The following is a 21,666-nucleotide window of genomic DNA, read 5'->3' as shown; positions in this document are numbered from 1 at the left end:
ACTAAGGGATCACCTCGTCTTTTGCATGCAGGAAACTTTTGGCGAGCGCTAAATATCATAAAAAAATGCCAATATAATGTCAAATTACTCGCTTACATTAAGGAACGGAGTCCGCTAATCTGCGCGGACTCCGTTTCCGTTCAACCGAAGGAACATTTTAATAGCTTGTTTTCAACCAATTGTCTTTAGACCACGTCAGCTTGCCGGCGCCGGCGCCGTCGGCAGCGGTCAGCCTCGCGATCAAGGTAGACGGATCGTCCGGCGTATAGCTGTACGGCAAGGTCGAGAATCCGTTCCAGGAGAACGCCTTGACCGGAGCAGGCACGGGTGCGAGCGGGCTGCCGGACGTGTCGCTGCCGCCCCGAAAGGAAGCGCCGTCCAAGGAATAGATCGTGTCGAGCGCGCGGATCTTGCCCGTATAGCTCGCATCGCTCGGATCGGTTTGATTGTTTCGAATCGGATAGACGACATCGATGATTTGCGATTTTTCGACCAGGACGGCGCCGTCTTCCGTCGAGATGGCTCCGTTGCTCGTCACGCCGAAATGATACCCTTTCTTGGAAATGGCGTCGGCCATGGCAGGCGTAATCTTCTTGCTTGCCGCATGAGCGCCGGCCGAATCCATGACAATGTTGTAGGCGTGAGCGTTGCCGGCCCGCAGACGCGGCATCCGGTCCTGAATATCCTTGTAATAATTGTGGTGCAGCGTGATTTCCAAATCGGCATTGTCCGAAGCGAATTCGGTCGATCCGACCAGATGCCCTTTCTTCTGGCCCGCCGCAATGGCGATAATATCCTCCTTGCTCAGCAGCGTCCGAAGATAGTTGTACATCGGATAGGCGGACTTATTGGCTTCCATCGCATTGATCTGCTGTGTTACGAAGCTGTTCGCGCTGCGGTCGTCGCCCGTAAACAAGGACCAGGAGATCGTCACGCCGCTGCTTCCTTTTTTGACGTCGACGAGGCCGTCATACGCCTTATGGAAGGTGCAGTGGTCGATCCATATTTTACTGCTCGCGGCATCCACGGTGATGTAGTCCCAGTCGTTCTTGTCGTAGTCTCCTTTGGTCGATTCGTCCCATTCCCACAGCTCGTCAAAGTTCAGATTCCGGATGATGATATTGGAGCTGCGCTTGACGACCCATCCCGCATGTTTGATTGTCGCGCCGTTCGCCGAGAAAATCGTCAGGCCGTTAAAGCTGTCGATCGCGATTTTGCTGACTCCGGTATGGAGCAATACCGGATGCGTGAGCGGCGGATTGGCTTCGGAGAACGGAGACTTCTGGGCTTCCGCGGGGATTTCGTTCCATCCCAGATTCAAGTCGTTCATGATTTCAATCACTTTCACTCCGGAGCCCTTCTTCAGCGCGGCGGCCAAATCGGCGGCGTTGTAGACCTTTTTGTAATGAGCCGTATCCGTCTCGGCCACGATGCCGCCGCCGGTATTGCCGGAAGAGAAACCCGTCAAGTTATAGTCGGATAGCGAGCCTGCCGCGCTTGCCGTGATCGATCCCGCAAGCAAGGACACGATCAGCAAGAGCGGCGCCAGAGCCGCGGCGGCTGTCTTCTTTTTTCTACCGTTCAATTCGATTTCGCCTCCTTGTCAGTTGTGGCCGATATCCTTGCCGTCCGTTCCGGCGCCCTTCAAATCGCTGCCTGCGGCCAGCTTAAGGAAGTTGCCGAGGTTCGGGGAGCCGTCCGCATTGCGGGTCAACGCCGGCGTAAGGCTCACAAAGTCCTCGTCGCTGGCGACAAGCCCTCGGGCATTGGTGCTCTTTTTGTTTTTCCACCATACGTTCGAACCGGACACGTCGGTGCCGCTCGTTTTATCGCTGGTATTGCCTTGGTAGGAAAGGTTGTTGGCGAACACATGCGCGCCTTCGTCGAACTTGAAGTTGCTTTCTCCGTTGGCATAGGACGTATTGTTCGTCAGGGTAATGCTTCCGGGGTTGCTGTTAAAGGTAAAGCCATGCTTTTTGTTGAGGTAGGCGACGTTGTTGATGACGATATGATTCACCGGAATATCGCTCCCGCCGAGCTTGAAGCCGTTGCCGTCGCTGTCGGAAGTGCCGCTGCCGTCGGAGGTTTGGCCGTTATGGTGAGCCACGCTGTTCTTGATCGTAACGGGATAGATCGGACCGGTGTCCGACTTGGTGTACAAATCCCAGCCGTCGTCCGTATTGTAAGCCGCAATGCATCCGTCCACGACGTTGCCCGGCCCGACCGTCAGCTTGATGGCGAAGCCGTCGGCATCCTCTCCGTTGTCCGGATCGTAGTTGTCATGCGAGTATACGTTTACGATCTGATTGTAGCTGGGCCATTCCGCCTTCGTGGCCGACGACGAATAGCGGCTGATCTGGACGCCGGAGTCCCGGTTGTGATGAACATCGAGGTTCTCGATCCGGTTGTAGTTCCCCGAGATGAAGATGCCGTTATCGGCAGCCCCTTTGATCTCCAAGCCTTTGACAAGCCAGTAGCTGCCGTGCACTTCCAGCCCTCTTTCATTGGCGGAGACGTCGTCGGCATCGTAAGGCTCCGAAGAGAAATCCAGGACCGGCTTCTCCGAGCCGTAAGGCACGATCTGCTTCAAGGCGCCGGACGCGCCGCTGTTATTGCGCGGAATCGACACCGCCGACGAATACGCATACGTGCCTCCGCGCATATAAATCGTGCCGCCCGGGGCGATCTGGGCAATGGCCGCCTCAAGCGTCGTCGGCGAGCTCAAGGTGCCGCTATTGCCGGCCGAACCGTTGGGAGCGACGTAAAGGACGGAAGGAGCGGCGCTTGCGGCCGGGAGCGACCCGGCGAACAAAGAGAAGCCGAGCGCCAGCGACGCCAGGGCAATCGTGCTCCTTTTGCCAGCCAAACTCTTCTTCATCATGGAATCCCTCCATTTTTGACATTGAATGCCTTTCAGAATGGAAATATAATACAGAGTAACAGCGGTTTATGGAGTGCGATCACCGTCCTTTCTCCAGCCTGCCAGGTTATGATTTTGGAGGCGGACGACAATGAAAGCGCATTCCTGTCCTCCTCGGTTGTACTATAACACATCGCCCTTTTCGGAACTGTATACTCCCTTGCTCATTATCGCCTTTTTTTTCTTTATTTGTTATTTTTAGATTTTCATCTGATAGAATAGGGGGCGAAATTATGCCGGGATCGGACGTAACGAGTCCCAAGTATCACATTCTCGAACGATCCTTCACCATTCAATATCTGCACAAAAACGGCAGCTACAGCATGAACCGGGCTCACTTCCATCCCTTCTACGAAATCTATTATTTGCTGAAAGGCGAACGGGTGTATTTCATCAACGGCAGCGTGTATACGGTCAACAAAGGAGATTTGATCGTGATCAATCCCCACGACCTGCACCGCACGGACAATTCCAACGCCGATTCGAACGGCTTCGAACGGATTCTGATCAACTTTACGCACGACTTCATCACGCCCAATCTGGATGGCGAATTGCCGCTGCTTCCCTTCAAAGGCGATTCGCACCTGATCCGTTTCCCTTTGAAAGAACAGGCGTCCATCGAAAATATGCTTTGGGAGCTTATGGCCGAATGCAAGGAAAAGCAGGCCGGCCATGCCGCGGTGGTCCGGGCGCTGCTCGTCAAACTCTTGATTTGTATCTATCGTTTCCAATTGCAAGCGCTCGAGGAGCCGTCGCGCTCTCCGAATCCGATGCATCGGAAAATATCCGAAATCGCTTCGTACTTAACCGTCCATTTTCACGAGAAGCCTACGCTCGACCAAGTCGCGAAACAATTTTTCATCAGCCCCTCCCACCTGAGCCGAGTCTTCAAAAGCGTCACCGGCTTTTACTTTCGCGAATACCTGCTTCTGCTGCGGATCAGGGAAGCCCAAAAGCAGCTGCGGGAGACCCATCATAAAGTTCAAACCATCGCGGAATCGTGCGGATTCGAGAATCTGACCCACTTCAACAAATCGTTCAAGAAAATCATCGGCTTGTCTCCCCTTCAATACCGCAAGCGAAGCAAAATATAAGATGACGCTTATTGCCGATGACAGGGAAGCGGAGCGGACAAAGATCGGAAACCGAAAGGAGAATCGGATGAATCTGACAATCAGGGCGAATCGTTCCCAGGCGAAAGAAACGGTGGAGATAAATACAAAAGAGGGGCTCCCCGCCCCTCTTGTTTCCACCCCGCGTCTGCGTCCATGTTATTTTGCAATCTTATATACAAATTTCCACTCGGCTGTATTCCCGGAATATCGGCCCCGATTTTCAACAACGGTGACCTTCAACGATTTATTGATCGTCGATTTAATCGAGGACACTTTTAGGGTCGCATTTGCCGTGCCGCTTTCGGGTATTTTATCTTGCTCCTCGGCATAGGCCTTTAACCTTATACGATCCGTGGGTTTCAAATTCAACGTTACAGTCGACCCTTCCTTGATTTCTTTGCCGTTCACATATCCTTTGGTCAGCCACTCGTTGCCGACATGATGATTTTCAACCAGCTCTACGCTAACGAGCGTAACCTTTACTTTTACCGTCTTTGTTGCCGCAGATAAGGGCTGTACCGCCACCAAGAAGGCAAACATCATGAGCAAAAAAACCTTAACCGTTTTCCTGTACATGGAGAGTGCCTCCCTCATCTAAAAATCTTCTAACTCTACCTTATATGATACTATAAAAGCCCACATTTTACCTATGGCAAGAACCGATTTCAACGTAACAAGGACCGTCCATTTTCCGTTTAAAAATAAGGCTAAGTTAAACTCATGGTTTCCCTACCTTGATAGCAAGGAGTACGAAAACACAACGTCGAATAAAAAGAATATGTTAGTCTCTTCATGCCTGTTTTCTGTCAAGGATACGAAGGTAACACTTCGAAGAATGGCTTACTGTTGAACTAAGTAAAGCCAAAAAGGAAAGAATTGAAGAAATTGAGAATGATCATTCTTGACTGTCAGCCGATCGAAAAATTGAAGAGGAGTGTTCCTTGATGACAAATAGTAGAATGAATCCCAAGGTTGATGAATTTTTGAGTAAAGCCAAAAAGTGGAAGGAAGAATTTGAGAAATTGAGAAATATCGTTCTTGACTGTGAGCTGACCGAAGAATTTAAGTGGATGCATCCTTGTTACACGTTTGAGAAAAAAAACATCGTTTTAATACATGGATTTAAAGAATACTGTGCGCTTCTGTTTTTCAAAGGTGCCTTGTTGCATGATGCCCATGGTATTCTAATCCAACAAACGGAGAATGTACAGGCGGGGCGCCAGATTCGGTTCACCAATGTTCGAGAAATAGTTGAAATGGAAACCATCTTGAAAGCCTATATTCATGAAGCCATTGAAGTTGAAAAAGCCGGTTTGAAGGTGAATTTTAAAAAGAATACAGAATTCATCATTCCTGAAGAATTACAAAATAAATTCGATGAAATTCCTGCCTTGAAAACTGCTTTTGAAGCATTGACGCCTGGACGGCAAAGAGCATACATTCTTTATTTTTCCGAACCCAAACAATCCAAAACTCGAGAGTCAAGGGTTGAAAAATGTATTCAGCGAATTCTCAATGGAAAGGGATTAAATGATTAGTAGATTCGATGCTAGCGAGACACGTTAGCTGAACAAATCGATCACCCGTGAGAGCGGTTTTTCTTTAAGCTGAAAATCAACATTGAGGTTAACATAGCCAAAAATAAAAGCCCCGGCGATCCGAGGCTTTCGAAAATATGGGCGGTTGGCGTTAAGTCCGGCTGTCGATTTAGCTCAGCTTGTTCAGCGTTTCGCGGATAAAAGCCGGTTCGTCGGCCGGCGTTCGCGACGTAATGTAATGGCCGTCGACGACGACCTCTTGATCGACGTAATTGGCTCCCGCATTGATCAGGTCATCCTGCAAAGGAGGATAGCACGTCAGCGTCTTGCCTTTGGCAAGACCCGCGCTGATCAGAATTTGCGGTCCGTGGCAAATCGCCGCAATCGGTTTGCCTTGACTGTCCATGTCTTTGACGAACTGCTGGATCTGCTTGTTGAGACGCAGATTTTCCGGCGACGAACCGCCCGGAATGACGACCGCGTCAAACTGATCGGCTTTCGCTTCGTCAATGGAAGCGTCGGTCGTATACGTTGCCTGCTTGTTCTTCCCCGTCAGTTTTTCCCCTTTTTTCAAGCCGATGATGACCGTTTCGTGGCCCGCCGCCCGGATGGCCTCGTACGGTTTTTGCATTTCCGAATCCTCGAAATCGTTGGCCAGCAGGAAAGCGACTTTCTTCATCCCTTTTTCACTCCTTGCGAAAATGTGGATTGGGCGCCCTTCCTCTACATTACCCATTTGGGGATTCCGATAAACGATGGCCGATTTGCCCGCAAAAAACAAGAGTGCTGCAAACACTCCTGTTTCCATATACGGGCTTTGGGCTACGCCGGTCTGCTTACTGCAGACTTGACTCCAGCAAAGCGATAAAGGTCAATAATGCCAGCAGGAAACTTCCGAATTGCAATAGCGTCTTAATCAATTCATACGGTTTCACCTGATTTTCCTCCTTTCTTTCAAAAAGGGGAGAGCCGGGTGGCGTATAAGGTGGATTTAGAGATAAAAAAAGCCCACCCTTGTTCGGCAGCTGGCTGGCATAGGATCCCTTAGCCCCTATAGCTTTGCGTCCCCGCCTTTCGACGGGTTTGCCATTTCCTTGGATAGACTGATATTTTATGTAAATCTATTATACGCCTTAACGCGATAAAAATAAATAGGGTGTTAGATGCAGGACAATCTGCGTGAGCGATTTCATGATTTTGTCGAATTGCTTATTCTCCCGTTTATTTTGAAGAAAAAACAAGAGTGCCTCGAACAGCACTCCTGTTTCCCAATGCGGGCTTCGGGTTATGCCGGATGGCTTACCGGAGCCTGGAATACCAACTGGGCGGCTCCGAGCATTCCGCTCCGGTTTCCCGAGCTCGCCGCTTCGATCCGGACGTGGCGATACATCGAAGGCATCGCTCTGCGCTCCGCTTCCTCCCGAACTTTGGCGAGGAAATCTTCGCCGGATTCCGCGACGCCTCCGCCGATGACGATCGTATCGGGATTTACGATATGAATGAGGCTGGCGATCGCAGCGCCCAATGCAGCGGCCGCCTCGTCCATGACCTGCCCGGCCGTCGGATCTCCTGCCCGCCACCGCGCAAAAACCGCTCTGGCATCGGGAACCGCCGGCGCATCGGCGCCGGCTTCTTCCCCTCTCTTCAAAAGCTCGTTCATCCTCCTTTCGATGGAGGTTCCGGACGCATACATCTCCAGGCATCCCCTATTGCCGCAAATGCACCGCGGTCCCCTGAAGTCGACGGTCATGTGCCCGATTTCGCCTGCCCCTCCGGTTGCGCCGCGGACGATTTGGCCTTCGGAGAGCAGAGCCCCTCCCACGCCGGTTCCCAAAGCGATGCATACCATGTGCCGCGAATGCTTGCCGGACCCGAAGCGCTTCTCGGCTAACGCAAGCACGTTTACATCGTTATCCACGTATACCGGCAATGAAAACTCGCGTTCCAGCAGCTCCCGAATGGGTGTTCCCGTATAACCCGGCAGCAAATCATTGGCATAACGAACCGTGCCCGAAGCAAAATCGATTTGCCCGGCGCTTCCCACGCCGATGCCTAGAAGATGGAGCGCTTTCCCTTGTTCTTCGGCCATCTTCAACACGTTCCGGATTCCGTTAATCGCCTGCTCGACGACCCGCCGTTCCTTGGCGAGCGACGGCACGGCAAGCTCGGCTGCTACGTTTCCGTAACGATCCACAAGGCCGATGCGGATTTTGGTGCCTCCAATATCAACGCCAATGGCTTGTTCCGTCGAAGTCGTTGTCATCTTCCGCCCTCCTGCAGCATGCCGGAGTTCATCCGTTTCCCGCCGACGGGCAAGCATGCAGCCGTTCTTCTATATAATCCGCGAACCGTTTCGCAATGCACTGCGGGCGGGTGATCGCCGCGCCAACCACCACGTAGGAAGCGCCCAGCTCCATGGCTTGCGCGGCCTCCCGCTCGCTCCGGATTCTCCCTTCGGCCGCAATGGGCACGGACACCGCTTCGCTCAGCTTTTTCACCAGCTCCAGATCGGGCCCGGCCTGCTGCGGACTGTACGGGGTATAACCCGATAAAGTGGTCGAAATGATATCGGAGCCAAGACGCTCCGCGGCCAAGCCTTCTTCCAATACGGAAATATCGGCCATGACCTGGGCTCCGGCGGCATGAATGAAATCGATCATTTCCTTGACTTTGCTTAACCGGTCCTCGCGGTTGGTCATATCCAAAGCGACGATATCCGCGCCCGCTTCCAGAATCGCCCGGACATCTTGCAGTTCGGGCGTGATATAAATGGACGAACCGGGGATATCCCGCTTGATGATCCCGATGACCGGTATATCGACGGCCTCTTTGATGGCCCTTATATCCTGCGCGCCGTTCGCCCGAATGCCGACCGCGCCCCCCTGCTGGGCGGCGACAGCCATTCGCTTCATCATTTCCGCGCCATGCAGCGGCTCATGAGGAAGAGCCTGGCACGAAACGATCAGCCCGCGCTTTTGAAAGGTGCGTCTCATGTTCATACATCTCCCGGTTATTGAATGCACAGCTTCGTTCGGCTCGTCATCGTTTTTCCGTTAAATTGCAGGGTCGCTTCCACCCATACCACGCCTTTGGCGACAGCCTGAAACGAAAGCTTCGCTCCGTTTTGCTCCGTCACTTGAATGCCGTCGCCCTCTACCTTCCACGTCACGCCTTCCGGCGGAAACGGGACCGTAAATCCGTTGCTGAATCTGGCTTCGGCCGTGATTTGGGAAACTTGCCCTGTCCGCAGCCGCGAGTCCCTCGGCTTCAGCTCGAATGCCGTCCACTTCGACACCTCGATCTTCACGGACTCCGCGTTAATCCCTTGCACCTGAGCCTGAACCATCGCAACTCCCGGCGCAAGCGCGGTTACCGTCCCGTCTTCGGACACGCGCAGCACGTTCGCGTCGCTGACCGAATAATGAACGTTTTCAGCGGGAACCGGCCGGTTTTGGTCATTCGCGTCCACCACCTGCAGACGGAAGCTTTGACCTTCGTCCATAAGGCTGTTCGGCAGCACGATCTTATAGTTCGGCGCTTGTTGAAGATGGCTGTACTTCACCAAATGAACGTTATCGATATACAGCGTGTTCGGCAGATGATAGGGAGCCTGCAGCTTTTGGTTGAACGACATGCGGCGAACGTCGTGAATATTGAAATTGGGCTGGTCCATGTCCTTGATAGGGACGGATAGCACAGTCCAGGCATGGGGAGCGAGCTCGAACGTTTTGCTGTACGATCTCGACCATTTCATCGCCTGGTCTAAAAATTCCATATCCACGTACTGCGTAACATCCGAAGGATTGTACACGCTGGCCGCGACCGAATCGTAGCCGCTCCAATCGGTCTGCTGGTAAGAGGAACCCGCCGTCAAATACACCCGGAAGTTTGAAAATTGCGTCGTAAAATTGGCTTTCAGCGATTGCGCGCCGTTTGAAACAAATTGCGGGTCCCGGTTGATCGATACGCTGTTCGGGTTATCCGCCGTCGCCTTCAGCGCCGTACCCTCGAAATCGTCGATCTCAAGCTTCGGGTCGTCCGGCTGCTCAACCGGCTCGGGAGCAAGCACCCAATCCTTGAGCGTCGTCTGTCCCGGGGCGATCTGAGCTTGCCCCGTTAACGCGCGGTAGCCTTCCTTGCCGACGGCGAACGTATGCTGGACCGCATACAAATCCGCAAATTGGTAACTTCCGTCTGCGCCGCTTACCGTTGTCCGGCCGTCCACGCTGATTTCCGCCCCCGGAATCGGTTGCCCCGACGGATCGACGACCCGTCCCGTCAACGTCCCCGTCGGAGGCTGATACTGCCCTTTGGCAAAACGATAAACGTCGTCGTAAAGGTCCCAGCCCTTCGGATTGGCGCTGTGATACAGATCGTATAACCCGTAGACGTCTTGATAATAGGCTTTGAGAGAGCCGTTCATATAGCCGTACATAACGCCTCCGGCCAAGTAATTCCGCAGCGCCTGCTCGTGCCACGGATCGTCCAGGACCGACGAGGTAAATTCGATCTCCACCCCTTCTCCGCTGCTGTCGGCCAACTGCGCCGTATCCCGGATCCGGTCGATCGTCGTGTTTTGATTCATATAATGGTTCGGTTGAATAATCGTAAAATCGAATCCCGCCGAATTGCCCTGGCCTTTCATGCCCGCGCCGGACCACGGAATCCACCCCAGCTTGAGCCCCAGCTGATGCAGGTACTGGACCGTAAAGCGAACGTTGTCGAGCTCGCCGGGAACCGACGTATCCAGATCCTCCTGCATCCAGTAGAAGCCGCTTAGCTTGAGGTGAGCATAATTCGCCGCTTGAAAACGCTCGACAAATTGGTCCACATACCACTTCACGGCCAGATTGCGATTGTCCAGGCTGGCCAAGCTGTCGGCCGCGCCGTCGCCGTCGAGGTCGCCGAAGGCGGTGCTTTGGGAATCCGGGAACGGAAGCACCATATAAACGTTCACCTTCTTGTCCGGATCATGGAGCCGGGCGCCGACGGTTTCCACCGCCTTATCCAGCGCGTCAAACTGCCGATTCTTTTCGAACATCCGATCCATGATCCACTGCCAATCCGCTTTCGTGCCCGGATGCGAATCCGCTACCCAACTATAATAACGATGGAGATCTCCGCCTAACGGCGTTCGGAGTCCCAGAAACAGAAAGGTATCGAAAAAAAAGCCGTCCGGGTCCCCGTGCTCGTTCAAATGCCCTACATACGGCAGAAACTTGTCCGTGTCCCAAACGCCGACCTCCTGCCCGTTATAATTGTCGGGATTATAATAGCCTGCGTACACCAGCAAAATGTTTTCCGCTCCGTCCGCCCTCGCGTCGCCCGGGGGGATATAAGCCGCCGAAGCCTGCCCGTTTGCGGCCAGCAGCAGGAGGAGAACCGCCAAAAAGCCGATCCGTCTTTTCACAACAAGACCTCCTTGTCAATGGGAATGGCAGATTATGGCCTGTTACCGACTCTCTGAATCGGATTCAGGCTCTTTCATAGACCAAACGCCCGCTCTTATACGTCCGGCAAACGTGAAGCCGGTCTCCGTCAAGGCGCAGCACCACGATATCGGCAGGCGAACCCGCCGATAGCCCGGAGGCGGCCGGAAGCTTCAGCAGCGATGCGGGAAGCAGCGAAGCCATGCGCCACGCTTCCGCGAGCGCAGCGATGCCCAGCCGCGCCAGATGCTCGACGCCGTGCAGCAGCAGCTTCGCCGAACCGGCAAGCAGCTCCGGCGTTTCCGCCAAATGCAGTTTCCCTTCTTCCGTCAGCACAACGTCGCCGCCGATGTGCGCCTTATACGTGCCCGGCGGCATTCCGGCCAAGGACACCGCGTCGCTGACCAGGACGGCCTTGCCGGCCTTGACCCTGCAAAACACTTTCAGCACCGAGGCGGGCAAATGGAATCCGTCGGCAATCATCGCCGCGTACAGTTCGTCTGCGGCGAGCTGATCCCAAATATAGTTGGGATGGCGGGGAAGCACCGGATGGGCCCCGTTGCCCAGATGCGTCGACAAGCTCGCGCCCGCGCGCACGGCTTCCCGGATTTGGGCCGAATCGGCGGCGGTATGGCCGATCGAGACGATGATCCCTTGCTTGACGCAGTGACGGATAAAAGCGGGGGCTTCATCCCACTCCGGCGCAAGCGTCACGATGCGGATCAAGCCGCCCGCAGCCTCCTGCCACCGTTCCAGCAGACGGATATCCGGCCGCCGGATATGCTCTCTCGGATGCGCCCCGCGCGGCCCGTCCTCCGGCGAAAGAAACGGCCCTTCCAGGTGGAACCCGGCAACCGAGCCGCGGATCGCCGGGTCGGCGGAGGAAGCGTGCCGGATCTGTTCCAGCAGCCTTTCCATTTGCTCCGTTCCGTTCGTGATGACCGTAGGGCAGAACGAGGTCACGCCGTGAGCCCAAAGCGCCGAAACGGCATGCCGGAATCCTTCCGCCGTGACCGGCGGCCGGTTGAAATCCACGCCCGCGGCACCGTTGATTTGCAAATCGACAAGGCCGGGGGCTATGAAAGGCAACCGTTCGGACTTCCCTTTCGGAAGCGGTTCTCTTTCCGCGATAAGGCCGTCAGAAACGTGCAATCGGACCGCCTCGCCCGTAAGCAGGTCGAGGCCTTCCACCGCGCTCATCCCTCCTCCCCTCCGTAAGCGTCCCGATCGCAAAAGAGCGTGCAGGACGGATGAACCGTCAATATGGAGGCGGGACATGCCGTCGTCACGGTCCCGGAGAGCATGCGGCGGACCGCCTCCCGCTTCCGCTTGCCGGGAACGATGCAGAACAGGTGCTTGCCGCTTGTCAAAGCCGGCACCGTTAACGTAAGGGCATGCGTCGGCACCGAAGCCAAATCCGGGAAACAGCCGTCGTTGACTTGCTGCTGCCGGCAAAGGAGATCCAGCTCCACCTTCTTGACCAGCAGCGGATCTTGAAAATCGGCAACGGGAGGGTCGTTAAAGGCGATGTGGCCGTTCTCGCCGACGCCCAGACAGACGATATCGATCGGGCCTTGCTTCAGCAGCCCGGCGTAGCGGGCCGCTTCGGCCGCTTCGTCGGGAGCGTGTCCGCGAAGGAGATGCACTTCCCGGAACGGCACCCGCGAAAACAGCTTGTTTGTCAAAAAGGCGGAAAACCGCTCGGGAGCGTGTTCGTCCAGGCCGATATATTCATCCATATGAAAGCCGGTGACCCGCGGCCATTCCACATCCGGCTCCCGGACCAGGGCTTCCAGCATTTCGTTCTGGGACGGGGCGGCCGCGAACACCATCCGCACTTCGTCCTGCTCGGCCAAAAGCTTCCGCATCAGGGCGGCGATCCGCTTGGCCGCCGCCTCCCCCATCGCCCGGCGGTTATCGTAAACTTCAATATGCAGGCGGTCTTTACGCCGCTTTAGTACCGGTTCGAGTTCCATGCCGTCTCCCCATTTCTCATCCGTCTGTCCGGTCCCATGGCGCAAGCCTGACCGGCTTTCCTTGCTGCGCCGACGCGTAAGCGGCCAGCGCCACCCGGGCGGAGCGGAAGCCGTCCTCCCCGGTAATGGGGACGCTCCTGCCTTCGCGCAGCGCCAGGACGAACGCCTCGATCAAACGGTCGTCCATCGAATCGCCCCAATAGCTCCAGCTCGGCTTCATCCGCTCATTATTGTAAATTTCGTTCTTTTGGGCGAACGCGTCGACGAACAAGGTGCCCTTCGTGCCGATCAGCTCCATGGTGACATCGCCCCAGGTCGGGAACGCCGCAGGCCGGGACCAGCTCGGGTCGAGCACCGCGATCACCCCGTTGCGGAACTTGACGTGAACCATACCGGCATCGTCAATCGGCTCGCGGTGAAACAAGGTCGCCGCATACGCAAAGACTTCTTCCGGTTCGCTGTTCAGAAACCAGTTCATCAGATCCATCACATGAACCGTATGATCGAGCACCGCTCCTCCTCCGGACAAGCTGCGGTCGGCAAACCAGCCTCCGGGCATCGTCCCCCGGTTAGTGCCTTTGACGGCGACGATCCGCCCGATGTCGCCGCGGTCCACGGCCGCCTTGGCTTCGATCACGGAGGCCAGATAACGGCACGGAAAAGCGGTCATCAGTTGAACGCCGTTTGCGCGGCAGGCTTCAATCATTTCCCGCATCTGCGCTTCGGAAATGCCGAGCGGCTTTTCGCACAGCACATGTTTGCCGGCCTGAGCCGCCTGCACCGTAAGCGGCGCGTGGCGAACGTTCTCCGAGCAGATGACGACCGCATCGACGTCCGCGGCGAGCAGCTTGCCGGCATCTTCGTAGTAGGCCAGACCGTAGCGCTCCAGGAAAGGCCGGACGCGCTCCCGGTTCTCGTCCGCAATGCCGACGAGATCCACGTCCTTGCGCGCAAGCAGCGCTTGCAAATAGGAAGCCGCATGCATATGCGCAAAGCTGATCATTCCGACTTTCAGTTTGGCTTTCATGCCCTTTTTCCTCCTATGGCCACAGGTTGGCCGGTTTGGCACGACCGTTCCGCGGCAAGCGCGATTTCCAGCGCGGCTCTGGCGTCCTCCGCGGTAACGAGCGGTTCGGAACCGTCGCGGATGCAATCCAGGAAATGCTTTAGCTCGCGATAATAAGGATCGTGCCTCATCGGACTTTGCGGCACCTGCACCGCCGCCTTCCCTTCCGGTCCCTTTTCCTTGCTCGTCACGATCAGGGAACGGGAAGATTCGCTGCCGAGGCGAAGCACCCCTTGGCTGCCGGCGAATTCCGCCTCCGTCGTAAACGGCCCCGGATACCCCCAATACGCGGTCAGATTGGCGATCGCCCCGTTGCGGAAACGGATGGTGACCATGGCGAATTCGAACGGATCTTCGCCGCCGGCTTGCGCCTTTGCGGCATATACGGCGTCCGCTTCCCCGTATACGGAACGGACGAAATCGATATCGTGGATCATCAAATCCATAATGACGCCGCCGCTTTTGTTGCGGTCGTGATACCATTGCCCGTTGCCCTGCGGATAGCTGCCGTACCGTTTCAAATGCGCCACGCCCGGGCCGCCGGTTTCCCCGCGGGCGATTTGCCCGGCCGCATCCGCATAATTCGGGAAAAAGCGAACGACATGCCCGACGAACAGACGCACGCCGTTTTCCCGGCACGCCTCGATCATCGCGTCCGCTTCCTCCAGCGTCAGGCCGATCGGCTTTTCACAGATGATGTGTTTGCCGAGCTGCGCCAGCTCGATGACGGTCCGCTTATGCAGATACGTCGGCAAGCAGACGCACACGACATCCGGATTTTCCATCTCCAGCATGGCCTTGTAATCCGAATAAGCGCGGGTTCCGCCGGCTTTCGCCGCCTCTTCCGCCCTCGCCGCATCGATGTCGCATACCCCCGCGAGATCGGCCTCTTCCATCGAGGCCAAGTTTTTCGCGTAGGTGATTCCCATAGTTCCGCACCCGATAATGGATACTCTCAACGCACATACCTCCTCGCGATTCTGCGATTTACGGCCCGCCCATCCGGCGGGCGAATCGCCGCACGGCCTTACGGCCACGACAGCTCGACGCCGCGGTTGACAAGCCGGCGCTGGAACGATTCCAGCCGTTCCTTGTCAAGACGCACTTCTTTCGGGATGACGCCCTCATCCAGACAGAACGCCGCCAGCGCCCCCGCAGCCTCCCCGACGTTCCACTCGACGGGATGAAGCCTGTAGCAGCCGTTGGTGATATGCGTCGTGCCGATATTTTTGCAGGCCGGCAGCAAATTGATCAGCCGCACCGGGATGAGCGAGCCGAGCGGAATTTGAAACGGCAGAGACGGAATGTCGATGTAGTTGCGTCCCCCCGAGCTCGGATGCAAATCGATATGATAAAAACCGATCCCGACGCTGTCGTCGAACGTTTGCGCTCCGGATTCCCCGCGGATCTCGGGACTGATATGCTGCTCAAGCACCGTAAATTCGGCGCGGATTCGCCGGGATTCGCGGATGTAAGGCATTTTCGCAAGGCCGTCCCGGGTGCCGACGACATCCTTCCTGAGCCGCAAACCCGGGTACCCGAGCTTTCCGTCGGGCCGCGGAGCTTCCGTCTGCATCCAATAGAGCAGCGACAAGCTGAGCTGCTTCGCGGCCTCCAGATGAGCTTTCCGCTCCTCGGGCGTCACATCGATAATCGGTCCCAGCCAGTAATCGTTCTGCGGCCAGTTGACCACCGTAATATCGCTTGCGAATAAGCCGGGCCGGAAATGCGACCGGTCGAGAATCCGGCGATAACGCCATAATGAAAATGTATCGCCGTGCGGAAACAAGACATATTCCACGGGCTCATGCGTGCGGGGGCTCGGCGAATGCCAGCTGAGCTGAGGCGCCGGCCAGAAGTCGGCGCGGTAGGCGCGCCAGAAATCGTACTGCTCCGGACGTTCGATCGTATGATCTTCGCCTTCTATATAGTCCATGGCAAAGCAATAGGTGAAAGCCTGCATGTCATGCGGCATGGCGGGTCCGTCGACCGCATGGGGCTCCCCCGTCTCCGCGGCGGATTCGGCGCCGGTGACGTATTCCGCGCCGGCCAGCGGAAGCAGGTCGCCGCAATCCGTCGCGTCCAAAAAATAAGCGCCGGTTACGGTCAGCCTCGTACCGTCGTCCACATGCTCCAAGGTAACGGCCCGCACCCGGTCGCCGTCCGTTTCGGCGGCCACAGGCCTGACTCCCTTGACGACGGTGACGGTTCCGCTGTGCACGTAAGGAGCGAGCATCGCTTCCAGTACAGCCAGCGCGGCGCGGGGCTCGTGGCTGATACGGCTTACAATGGCGTTGCCGGGATTGAACAGCGGCTTGAAGGCGGCTGACTCCGTCAACGGGAAATGCCGCTTATAATAAGAGCGGACGCCTTCCCTGAATTTGCGGTAGGACAGCGTGCAGCCGTACTGCTCGATCCACGGATGTTCGTCCGGCGGCACGGCCTGACTCGTCAATTGGCCGCCGATCCAATCGCTCTCTTCCGTTAATATCACGGTTTTTCCCGCTTCCGCCGCAGCCAGCGCCGCCGCGCATCCGCCCGTGCTTGCGCCGACGATCACAACGTCGGCTTTCGCTTCGGTCCCTCTCACGCTCCGCGTTCCTCCCTACTTTTGAAAATCCGAAGGCGTTTTTCCGGTGTATTTTTTGAATATTCTCGCAAAATAGCTTGGGTCTTTATAGCCGAGCCGATCGGCCACCTCGTAAACCATCGCGTCGTCGTCCTTCAACAGATGAATGGCCTTCTCGATTTTTTTGCGAAGCACGTAATCGGAGAACGATTCTCCCGTCGCCTCTTTAAAAATGCGGCTCAAATACGACACATTGATATGCACGTGGCGCGCCGCTTCTTCGCGGCTGATATTGTCCATGATGCGTTCCTCCACGAACGCTTCGATGCTTTTCACCAGCTTCGCCTTCTGGTCGGTGCGGAAGCCTTCAAAATAAGAACAGAGCGCAACGAACCGGTCGGTCCACCAAATCCGCATGTCCTCCGCGCCGCGAAACCGTTCGGGCTCGCGATAACGCATCATCTCGTCTTCCGACAGCGTTTCGTCCAGCGTTTTTCCCAAGCGCTGCACCAGCGAGGCGTATAGCCCGGCGAACTGGAACGCGACCTCCCGCAGATTCCGTCTCGGCAGCTCGGACGCCGGATCCGGATGGAAGTAGCGCAGCAGCAGCTCCTCCAGCCGCTTCCGGTCTCCCGTTTCCACGCAGTGAATCACAAGCTCGCGATCCGCTTCGTTCAAGCAGATTCCCCGGTCCGAGCGCGGCAGCACCAAGCCTTCGTGCAGAATGACGCCCGGACCGACCGTCCATTTCAAACGCAGCGCATGCAGCGCGGCTTTGAACTGCTTCGGCACATCTTCCGCTTCCGCGGCCGCAGATCCGATCCCGACGGTAACGGTCGACTTCAAGTAGCGGGCGATTTCACGCTTGGTTTGCTCGACCCACGTCATAAACCGGTCCGCATCCGCGGACCGATCCGTCTGATACAGCGCTACGGTTTGGCCGTTTCCTCTCGCATAGACGATTCCTCTGCCGTCAAGCAGTTCCTCGGCGATGTTCTGCATGCCGAACTGCAGCAGGCGAATATCGTTGGGGGAATACTTGCCCTCTTCCACATCCAGCTCGAACATCGCCACCGACGTCCTCCAATCCGGATTGAAGGGGATATCCAGAAACGCGAAGTTCTCCTGCAGCGCTACCCGGTCTATCCGATCCTGACCGTTCAGCCATTCCTCCAGAAACGCCGTGCGGAGCACGGGCAGATGCGTTCTGAGCTTATCCATAAAGGCGGCCGCGACGTTGTGCTCCTCCAGGTCCTTCAGCCAGTCACCGCGCAGCTTAAGGAGCTCCTCCTCCAGTTGGGCTTTTCCGACCGGCTTGAGCAAATACGATTTGACCCCAAGGTACAGGCAGCGCTGCGCATATTCGAACTCGTCATATCCGCTTAAGATCACAATCCGTACGCCCGGTTTCCGCTCCAGCACCGCCTCGGCCATGGCCAACCCGTCCATAACGGGCATTCGGATGTCGCAAATAATCAGATCGGGGCTTGTGCGATCGAACAGCTCCAGCCCTTCCTTTCCGTTTGCCGCCGTCCCCACCAGATCGAAGCCGATGTCCTTCCAGTCGACCATCTCGGAAAGACCTTTGCGCACTCTCGGTTCATCCTCCACGATGATGGCTTTCATAAGCATCTGTCGATCTCTCCAATCGGTTCAAGTGGATCATGATCGTCACTTTGGTTCCCCTGCCGGCCTCGCTTTCGATCGAAAAGCGCATGTCGTCCCCGTACACGATATGCAGACGCTGGTACAAGTTCTTTAGCCCGTAGGTCTTGTTGCCGCTTTCCCCCTCCTCGCGAATTTCCGCCCACAGCTCGCGCAGTTTGTCCGCTTCGATGCCGACTCCCGTATCGGAGACGAAGCACTGCAGAAACTCGCCCGACCGCTTGATGCCGACTTGCAGCATGCAGGTGCCGGCCACCGCTTCCAACCCGTGCACAATCGCATTCTCGACGACAGGCTGAAGCATCAGCTTCATGATTTTGACATCCAGCAGGGAAGGATCGACGTCCCAGACGACTTCGAATTTATCCATATGGCGGAACTGCTGAATGCGAAGATAGCATCGCAGATGCTCAAGCGTTTCCGAAACGGTGATGAAGTCCTTCCCTCTGCTTAAGCTGATTCGAAAAAATCGCGATAAATCCAGAACGAGCGAACCGATTTCGTCCACTCCGCTCCCCAGCGCCACCCAATAAATCGAATCGAGCGTATTGTAGAGAAAATGCGGATTGACCTGCGACTGCAAAAATTTCAACTCGATTTCTTTTTTGTGCAGCTTCTCCGAATAAATCTGCTTTCGCATCTGCTGCTCGTTGGCGACCATTTGGTTAAAACGTTGCTGCAAATAACCGAGCTCATCCATGCGGCGGATCGGAATCGGAACGAAGGGAAGCCCTTTTTCCACCCGCAGCATTCCGTTCATCAGCCGCTTGATCGGCTGCGACAGCTGCACGTACAGCAAGGCAAACAGCAGCAGAGAAAATACCGACAACAAGGCGAGCAGAGCCAGAACGGTATGCTTCATGACCGTTACGTCGCTGAAGACGGCCGACTTCGGCATGACGAGGGATACCGTCCAGCCCGAAACGTCCGACCGCTGGCGAATCACGAAAAAGGTTTTGCCGTTCAGTTCGACGCCCCGCAGTTTGCCCGCTTCCTCCTCTTCCTTAAAGGGGATGCGGGTCAAGTCGGCCGCCCCGACATCGGGGTTGCCCGCCGCATATACCGTGCCGCCGCGTTCGTCGGTGACGACGATGCCGGTGCCTTCAATGCCGTCGACATCGCCGATCATTTTGCCCAGCACGCTTTTGTCGCTGTTCAACAACAGCACATGCTCGGCCCTGTTCCCGGTCCGCATTCTTCTGGCGACGCTGAAGGTCGACGCCCGGTTTTCCTGCGAAAACGAAGGAACCGCATACATCAGACCGCTTCCGATATAAGGCGAATCCCTGTATTGGCGCACCGTGTCCAGCCAGTCGGGCTGCGCTCCTTCCGGCAGCGTATAGATGCCGTCCGCGGTCGTCAGCATTTTCCGGGAGTCCGGGCTGTAAATGCCGATCGAGTAAATAAACTCGTTGGCCACGGAGTACCCTTTAAGCTGCTTCAAAGCCTCGATCATGGTCCATACCGGTCTTGTCGCGTCGAAGCTCTGGTTCTCCTTCAGCAAGTTCTGCAGTTCCGAATCGGCCACGATCGAATCGGAGAGACGGATGACGTTTTTCAGGTAAACGTCGATATTCCCCGCCACCGTCCGTACGGATTGCAGCGCCGAATCTCCGATTTTCTTCTCCAGGACCGATTGGAACCAGCTCATCAGCGAGAAGGTCACGACGGCAAAAAGAATCAGGTTGCCGAGGACGATGCGGACAAACCGTCCCTTGATCGTGGTTGTTTTGAGCCGGGATCCCCCATTCTTCATGCCGCTCACCGCTTCGCTTTGTCATTTTGTTGCTATTCTATTATTTCTTCTCTGCGTACCAGTCCGCCACCTCTTTCATGATTTTGTCTCCGCCTTTCGCCTTGTAGCTCGCGACGAAATCGTCGAACGCGCTGACGGGCAGCTCGCCGATGATGATCTTCGTGAACGTCTCCTGGCGCAATTTGTCCAAAGCGCTCTGGTTTTCCACCATGGAAGGGGTCGGCGCCCCGGTGAAGGCGTTCGGAATGCCGTACTGGATCGACAGCTTGATCATGTCGTTCAGCTTGAACTGCGGTCCGAGCGCTTCCATTTTTTGTTCGTTCAGTTCCTTAGGCTGCATAAACATGAGCTGCTGGCGGTAGCCGTATTTGTTGTGGTTGTCGAAATTGAGCTCGATAGAGCCGTTTTTCTTCGTATACATGAAATTTTCGCCGTATTGACCGAAGCCGAAAACGAATTTGTCGCGGTTCTCCGGCACGGCCTGCCAATCGAGCAGTTTCAAAATCGCGTCGACGTTTTTGGCCTTGCTGGAGATGGCGATAATCGATTTGTACTTGGGCCCGCCGAAGACGCCCTGTTTGCCTCCGGGTCCGACCGGCGGAGCGATGGCGATCCAATCGGCCTTCGGATCGTTCTGCCGGCTGGTTTGAATTTCGCTGCGCGCGGCCGCCCAGCTGCCCTCGTACAAGCCCGCCTTCCCGTTGGCCACTTTCTCCTCGTAAGCCGCCTTCTTCGTGATCGGCCATTCGTTATCCAGCACTTTGTCGGCAAAGAGCTGATGAATGTAGGCAAGGGCGTCCTTCATTTCGGGCTGGATGTCCGCCGGAACGAGCGTACCGTTCTTTTCCACCCAGTAGCCGGGAATGACCCCGAAAGCGCCGAACAGGCTCGACCAGGCCAGCATGTTGTCGTAAGCGATGAGGCCCAGCGTATCGGCCTTTCCGTTGCCGTCCGGATCCTGCTCTTTAAACGCTTTGGCTACCTTTACGAACTCGTCCAGCGTTTTCGGCACGTCCAGCTTCAGCTTATCCAGCCAGTCTTTGCGGATATAGACGTTATCCGTCGCCGAATTCCCGTCGGCCAGCACGGGCACGCCGTAAATGCCGCCGTTGTAGGTAACCGCGTCCCATGCTTCGGGATAAACCGCATTCATTAAGTTCGCGTACGCATCCAGCTTGCCGTCAAGCCGCATGATGGCGCCAAGCTTCGCATTGTCCATCAGCCAGCTTTGATTGGCGCTGGGAATGATGAACAGGTCGGGAATATCGCCTGACGCAAGCATCAGATTCAGCTTGTTCATATATTCGTCGGCGGCCGCGGGTCCGTATTGGATCTGCAGGTCGACTCCCGTTTCCTCGCGGAGCATCGTTATCCACGGATTGTGGTTGATATCCTCCCCGTCAGGGAACGTCGCGCCTCCCATAATGAACGCCTTCACGGTCGTCTGATCAGACGAGGGCGACGCATTTTTTCCGTTTTCCGCTTTGTCCCCGCCCTTCGACGAGCATCCGGCCAGCGCGGATACGGCCAATACCGCCGTCAACAGGATCGAAATCAATGTTCGTTTTTTCATACCGTTAACCCTCCCTTGTTTTTGAACGCATGCCGAGACCGGCTTTCGCTTTCTCCATC

18 protein-coding genes and 1 riboswitch are annotated in these 21,666 nt (G+C 56.1%); of the genes, 2 read left to right on the top strand and 16 right to left on the bottom strand.

Going from position 1 to position 21,666, the window contains the following annotated elements:
• Positions 1 to 157 precede the first annotated feature (157 nt).
• A complete protein-coding gene (locus tag F560_RS0105670) occupies positions 158 to 1,528 on the bottom strand; it encodes a pectate lyase family protein (protein ID WP_245554818.1) in 1,371 nt (456 codons plus the stop codon).
• 75 nt (positions 1,529 to 1,603) lie between these two features.
• Positions 1,604 to 2,881 carry a right-handed parallel beta-helix repeat-containing protein gene (locus tag F560_RS0105665; RefSeq protein ID WP_019004753.1) on the bottom strand — a complete coding sequence of 426 codons (1,278 nt, stop codon included), beginning with the start codon at positions 2,879 to 2,881 and terminating at the stop codon, positions 1,604 to 1,606.
• A gap of 272 nt (positions 2,882 to 3,153) precedes the next feature.
• Between F560_RS0105665 and F560_RS0105660 the strand changes: the two genes are divergently transcribed.
• Positions 3,154 to 4,014 (top strand): AraC family transcriptional regulator, encoded by an 861-nt coding sequence (locus tag F560_RS0105660; protein ID WP_019004752.1) that lies wholly within the window; start codon positions 3,154 to 3,156, stop codon positions 4,012 to 4,014.
• Between the two features lie 177 nt (positions 4,015 to 4,191).
• On the opposite strand, the gene F560_RS0105655 is transcribed toward F560_RS0105660, so the two are convergent.
• Positions 4,192 to 4,611 (bottom strand): hypothetical protein, encoded by a 420-nt coding sequence (locus tag F560_RS0105655; protein ID WP_019004751.1) that lies wholly within the window; start codon positions 4,609 to 4,611, stop codon positions 4,192 to 4,194.
• A gap of 368 nt (positions 4,612 to 4,979) precedes the next feature.
• On the opposite strand from F560_RS0105655, the gene F560_RS0105650 reads away from it, so the two are divergent.
• A complete protein-coding gene (locus F560_RS0105650) occupies positions 4,980 to 5,573 on the top strand; it encodes a YdeI/OmpD-associated family protein (RefSeq protein ID WP_019004750.1) in 594 nt (197 codons plus the stop codon).
• 169 nt (positions 5,574 to 5,742) lie between these two features.
• Here the strand turns inward: F560_RS0105650 and F560_RS0105645 are convergent, their stop codons facing one another.
• From F560_RS0105645 to F560_RS0105585, 13 genes are all read right to left on the bottom strand, one after another.
• Positions 5,743 to 6,252: a type 1 glutamine amidotransferase domain-containing protein gene (locus tag F560_RS0105645; protein WP_019004749.1), complete on the bottom strand. Its 510-nt coding sequence runs from the start codon at positions 6,250 to 6,252 to the stop codon at positions 5,743 to 5,745.
• 157 nt (positions 6,253 to 6,409) lie between these two features.
• Complete coding sequence (locus F560_RS26600) at positions 6,410 to 6,508, bottom strand: putative holin-like toxin (protein ID WP_019004748.1); 99 nt, start codon at positions 6,506 to 6,508, stop codon at positions 6,410 to 6,412.
• Positions 6,509 to 6,590: 82 nt separating this feature from the next.
• A riboswitch (cyclic di-GMP riboswitch) is annotated at positions 6,591 to 6,671 on the bottom strand.
• Between the two features lie 187 nt (positions 6,672 to 6,858).
• Positions 6,859 to 7,836, bottom strand: a complete 978-nt coding sequence (locus F560_RS22615) for an ROK family protein (RefSeq protein WP_019004747.1) — start codon at positions 7,834 to 7,836, stop codon at positions 6,859 to 6,861.
• Positions 7,837 to 7,864: 28 nt separating this feature from the next.
• On the bottom strand, positions 7,865 to 8,566 hold the full coding sequence (locus tag F560_RS0105630; protein WP_019004746.1) for an N-acetylmannosamine-6-phosphate 2-epimerase: 702 nt from the start codon (positions 8,564 to 8,566) through the stop codon (positions 7,865 to 7,867).
• A gap of 17 nt (positions 8,567 to 8,583) precedes the next feature.
• The gene (locus F560_RS0105625; protein WP_019004745.1) at positions 8,584 to 10,983 is read right to left on the bottom strand and encodes a DUF4855 domain-containing protein; all 2,400 of its coding nucleotides are present in this window, start codon (positions 10,981 to 10,983) and stop codon (positions 8,584 to 8,586) included.
• 64 nt (positions 10,984 to 11,047) lie between these two features.
• On the bottom strand, positions 11,048 to 12,202 hold the full coding sequence (locus tag F560_RS0105620; RefSeq protein ID WP_019004744.1) for an N-acetylglucosamine-6-phosphate deacetylase: 1,155 nt from the start codon (positions 12,200 to 12,202) through the stop codon (positions 11,048 to 11,050).
• Positions 12,199 to 12,978: a glucosamine-6-phosphate deaminase gene (locus F560_RS0105615; RefSeq protein ID WP_026298116.1), complete on the bottom strand. Its 780-nt coding sequence runs from the start codon at positions 12,976 to 12,978 to the stop codon at positions 12,199 to 12,201. Before F560_RS0105615 ends, F560_RS0105620 begins: the two co-directional genes overlap by 4 nt.
• 16 nt (positions 12,979 to 12,994) lie before the next feature.
• Complete coding sequence (locus tag F560_RS0105610) at positions 12,995 to 14,005, bottom strand: Gfo/Idh/MocA family protein (RefSeq protein WP_019004742.1); 1,011 nt, start codon at positions 14,003 to 14,005, stop codon at positions 12,995 to 12,997.
• Positions 14,002 to 15,003: a Gfo/Idh/MocA family protein gene (locus tag F560_RS22610; RefSeq protein ID WP_020621269.1), complete on the bottom strand. Its 1,002-nt coding sequence runs from the start codon at positions 15,001 to 15,003 to the stop codon at positions 14,002 to 14,004. Before F560_RS22610 ends, F560_RS0105610 begins: the two co-directional genes overlap by 4 nt.
• Positions 15,004 to 15,071: 68 nt before the next feature.
• Positions 15,072 to 16,634, bottom strand: a complete 1,563-nt coding sequence (locus F560_RS0105600; protein WP_019004740.1) for an FAD-dependent oxidoreductase — start codon at positions 16,632 to 16,634, stop codon at positions 15,072 to 15,074.
• 15 nt (positions 16,635 to 16,649) lie between these two features.
• The gene (locus F560_RS0105595) at positions 16,650 to 18,245 is read right to left on the bottom strand and encodes a response regulator (protein ID WP_156828906.1); all 1,596 of its coding nucleotides are present in this window, start codon (positions 18,243 to 18,245) and stop codon (positions 16,650 to 16,652) included.
• On the bottom strand, positions 18,214 to 20,034 hold the full coding sequence (locus F560_RS0105590; protein ID WP_019004738.1) for a cache domain-containing sensor histidine kinase: 1,821 nt from the start codon (positions 20,032 to 20,034) through the stop codon (positions 18,214 to 18,216). Before F560_RS0105590 ends, F560_RS0105595 begins: the two co-directional genes overlap by 32 nt.
• Before the next feature lie 40 nt (positions 20,035 to 20,074).
• Positions 20,075 to 21,607 (bottom strand): extracellular solute-binding protein, encoded by a 1,533-nt coding sequence (locus F560_RS0105585; RefSeq protein ID WP_019004737.1) that lies wholly within the window; start codon positions 21,605 to 21,607, stop codon positions 20,075 to 20,077.
• Between the last annotated feature and the right edge of the window lie 59 nt (positions 21,608 to 21,666).

Origin of the sequence: Cohnella laeviribosi DSM 21336 (genome assembly GCF_000378425.1) — a bacterium.
Lineage (GTDB): Bacteria > Bacillota > Bacilli > Paenibacillales > Paenibacillaceae > Cohnella > Cohnella laeviribosi.
The sequence above is the reverse complement of the archived record's forward strand: the minus strand, read 5'-3'. Positions and strand labels throughout refer to the sequence as shown.

Excerpts from the sequence above, each read along its gene's own strand:
- F560_RS0105610 (WP_019004742.1), bottom strand. The coding sequence starts at position 14,005 with ATGAAAGCCAAACTGAAAGTCGGAATGATCAGCTTTGCGCATATGCAT.
- F560_RS0105660 (WP_019004752.1), top strand. The coding sequence starts at position 3,154 with ATGCCGGGATCGGACGTAACGAGTCCCAAGTATCACATTCTCGAACGA.
- F560_RS0105620 (WP_019004744.1), bottom strand. The coding sequence starts at position 12,202 with ATGAGCGCGGTGGAAGGCCTCGACCTGCTTACGGGCGAGGCGGTCCGA.
- F560_RS0105630 (WP_019004746.1), bottom strand. The coding sequence starts at position 8,566 with ATGAGACGCACCTTTCAAAAGCGCGGGCTGATCGTTTCGTGCCAGGCT.
- F560_RS0105585 (WP_019004737.1), bottom strand. The coding sequence starts at position 21,607 with ATGAAAAAACGAACATTGATTTCGATCCTGTTGACGGCGGTATTGGCC.
- F560_RS22615 (WP_019004747.1), bottom strand. The coding sequence starts at position 7,836 with ATGACAACGACTTCGACGGAACAAGCCATTGGCGTTGATATTGGAGGC.
- F560_RS0105590 (WP_019004738.1), bottom strand. The coding sequence starts at position 20,034 with ATGAAGAATGGGGGATCCCGGCTCAAAACAACCACGATCAAGGGACGG.
- F560_RS0105655 (WP_019004751.1), bottom strand. The coding sequence starts at position 4,611 with ATGTACAGGAAAACGGTTAAGGTTTTTTTGCTCATGATGTTTGCCTTC.
- F560_RS0105595 (WP_156828906.1), bottom strand. The coding sequence starts at position 18,245 with ATGCTTATGAAAGCCATCATCGTGGAGGATGAACCGAGAGTGCGCAAA.
- F560_RS0105665 (WP_019004753.1), bottom strand. The coding sequence starts at position 2,881 with ATGATGAAGAAGAGTTTGGCTGGCAAAAGGAGCACGATTGCCCTGGCG.
- F560_RS0105645 (WP_019004749.1), bottom strand. The coding sequence starts at position 6,252 with ATGAAGAAAGTCGCTTTCCTGCTGGCCAACGATTTCGAGGATTCGGAA.
- F560_RS0105615 (WP_026298116.1), bottom strand. The coding sequence starts at position 12,978 with ATGGAACTCGAACCGGTACTAAAGCGGCGTAAAGACCGCCTGCATATT.
- F560_RS0105650 (WP_019004750.1), top strand. The coding sequence starts at position 4,980 with ATGACAAATAGTAGAATGAATCCCAAGGTTGATGAATTTTTGAGTAAA.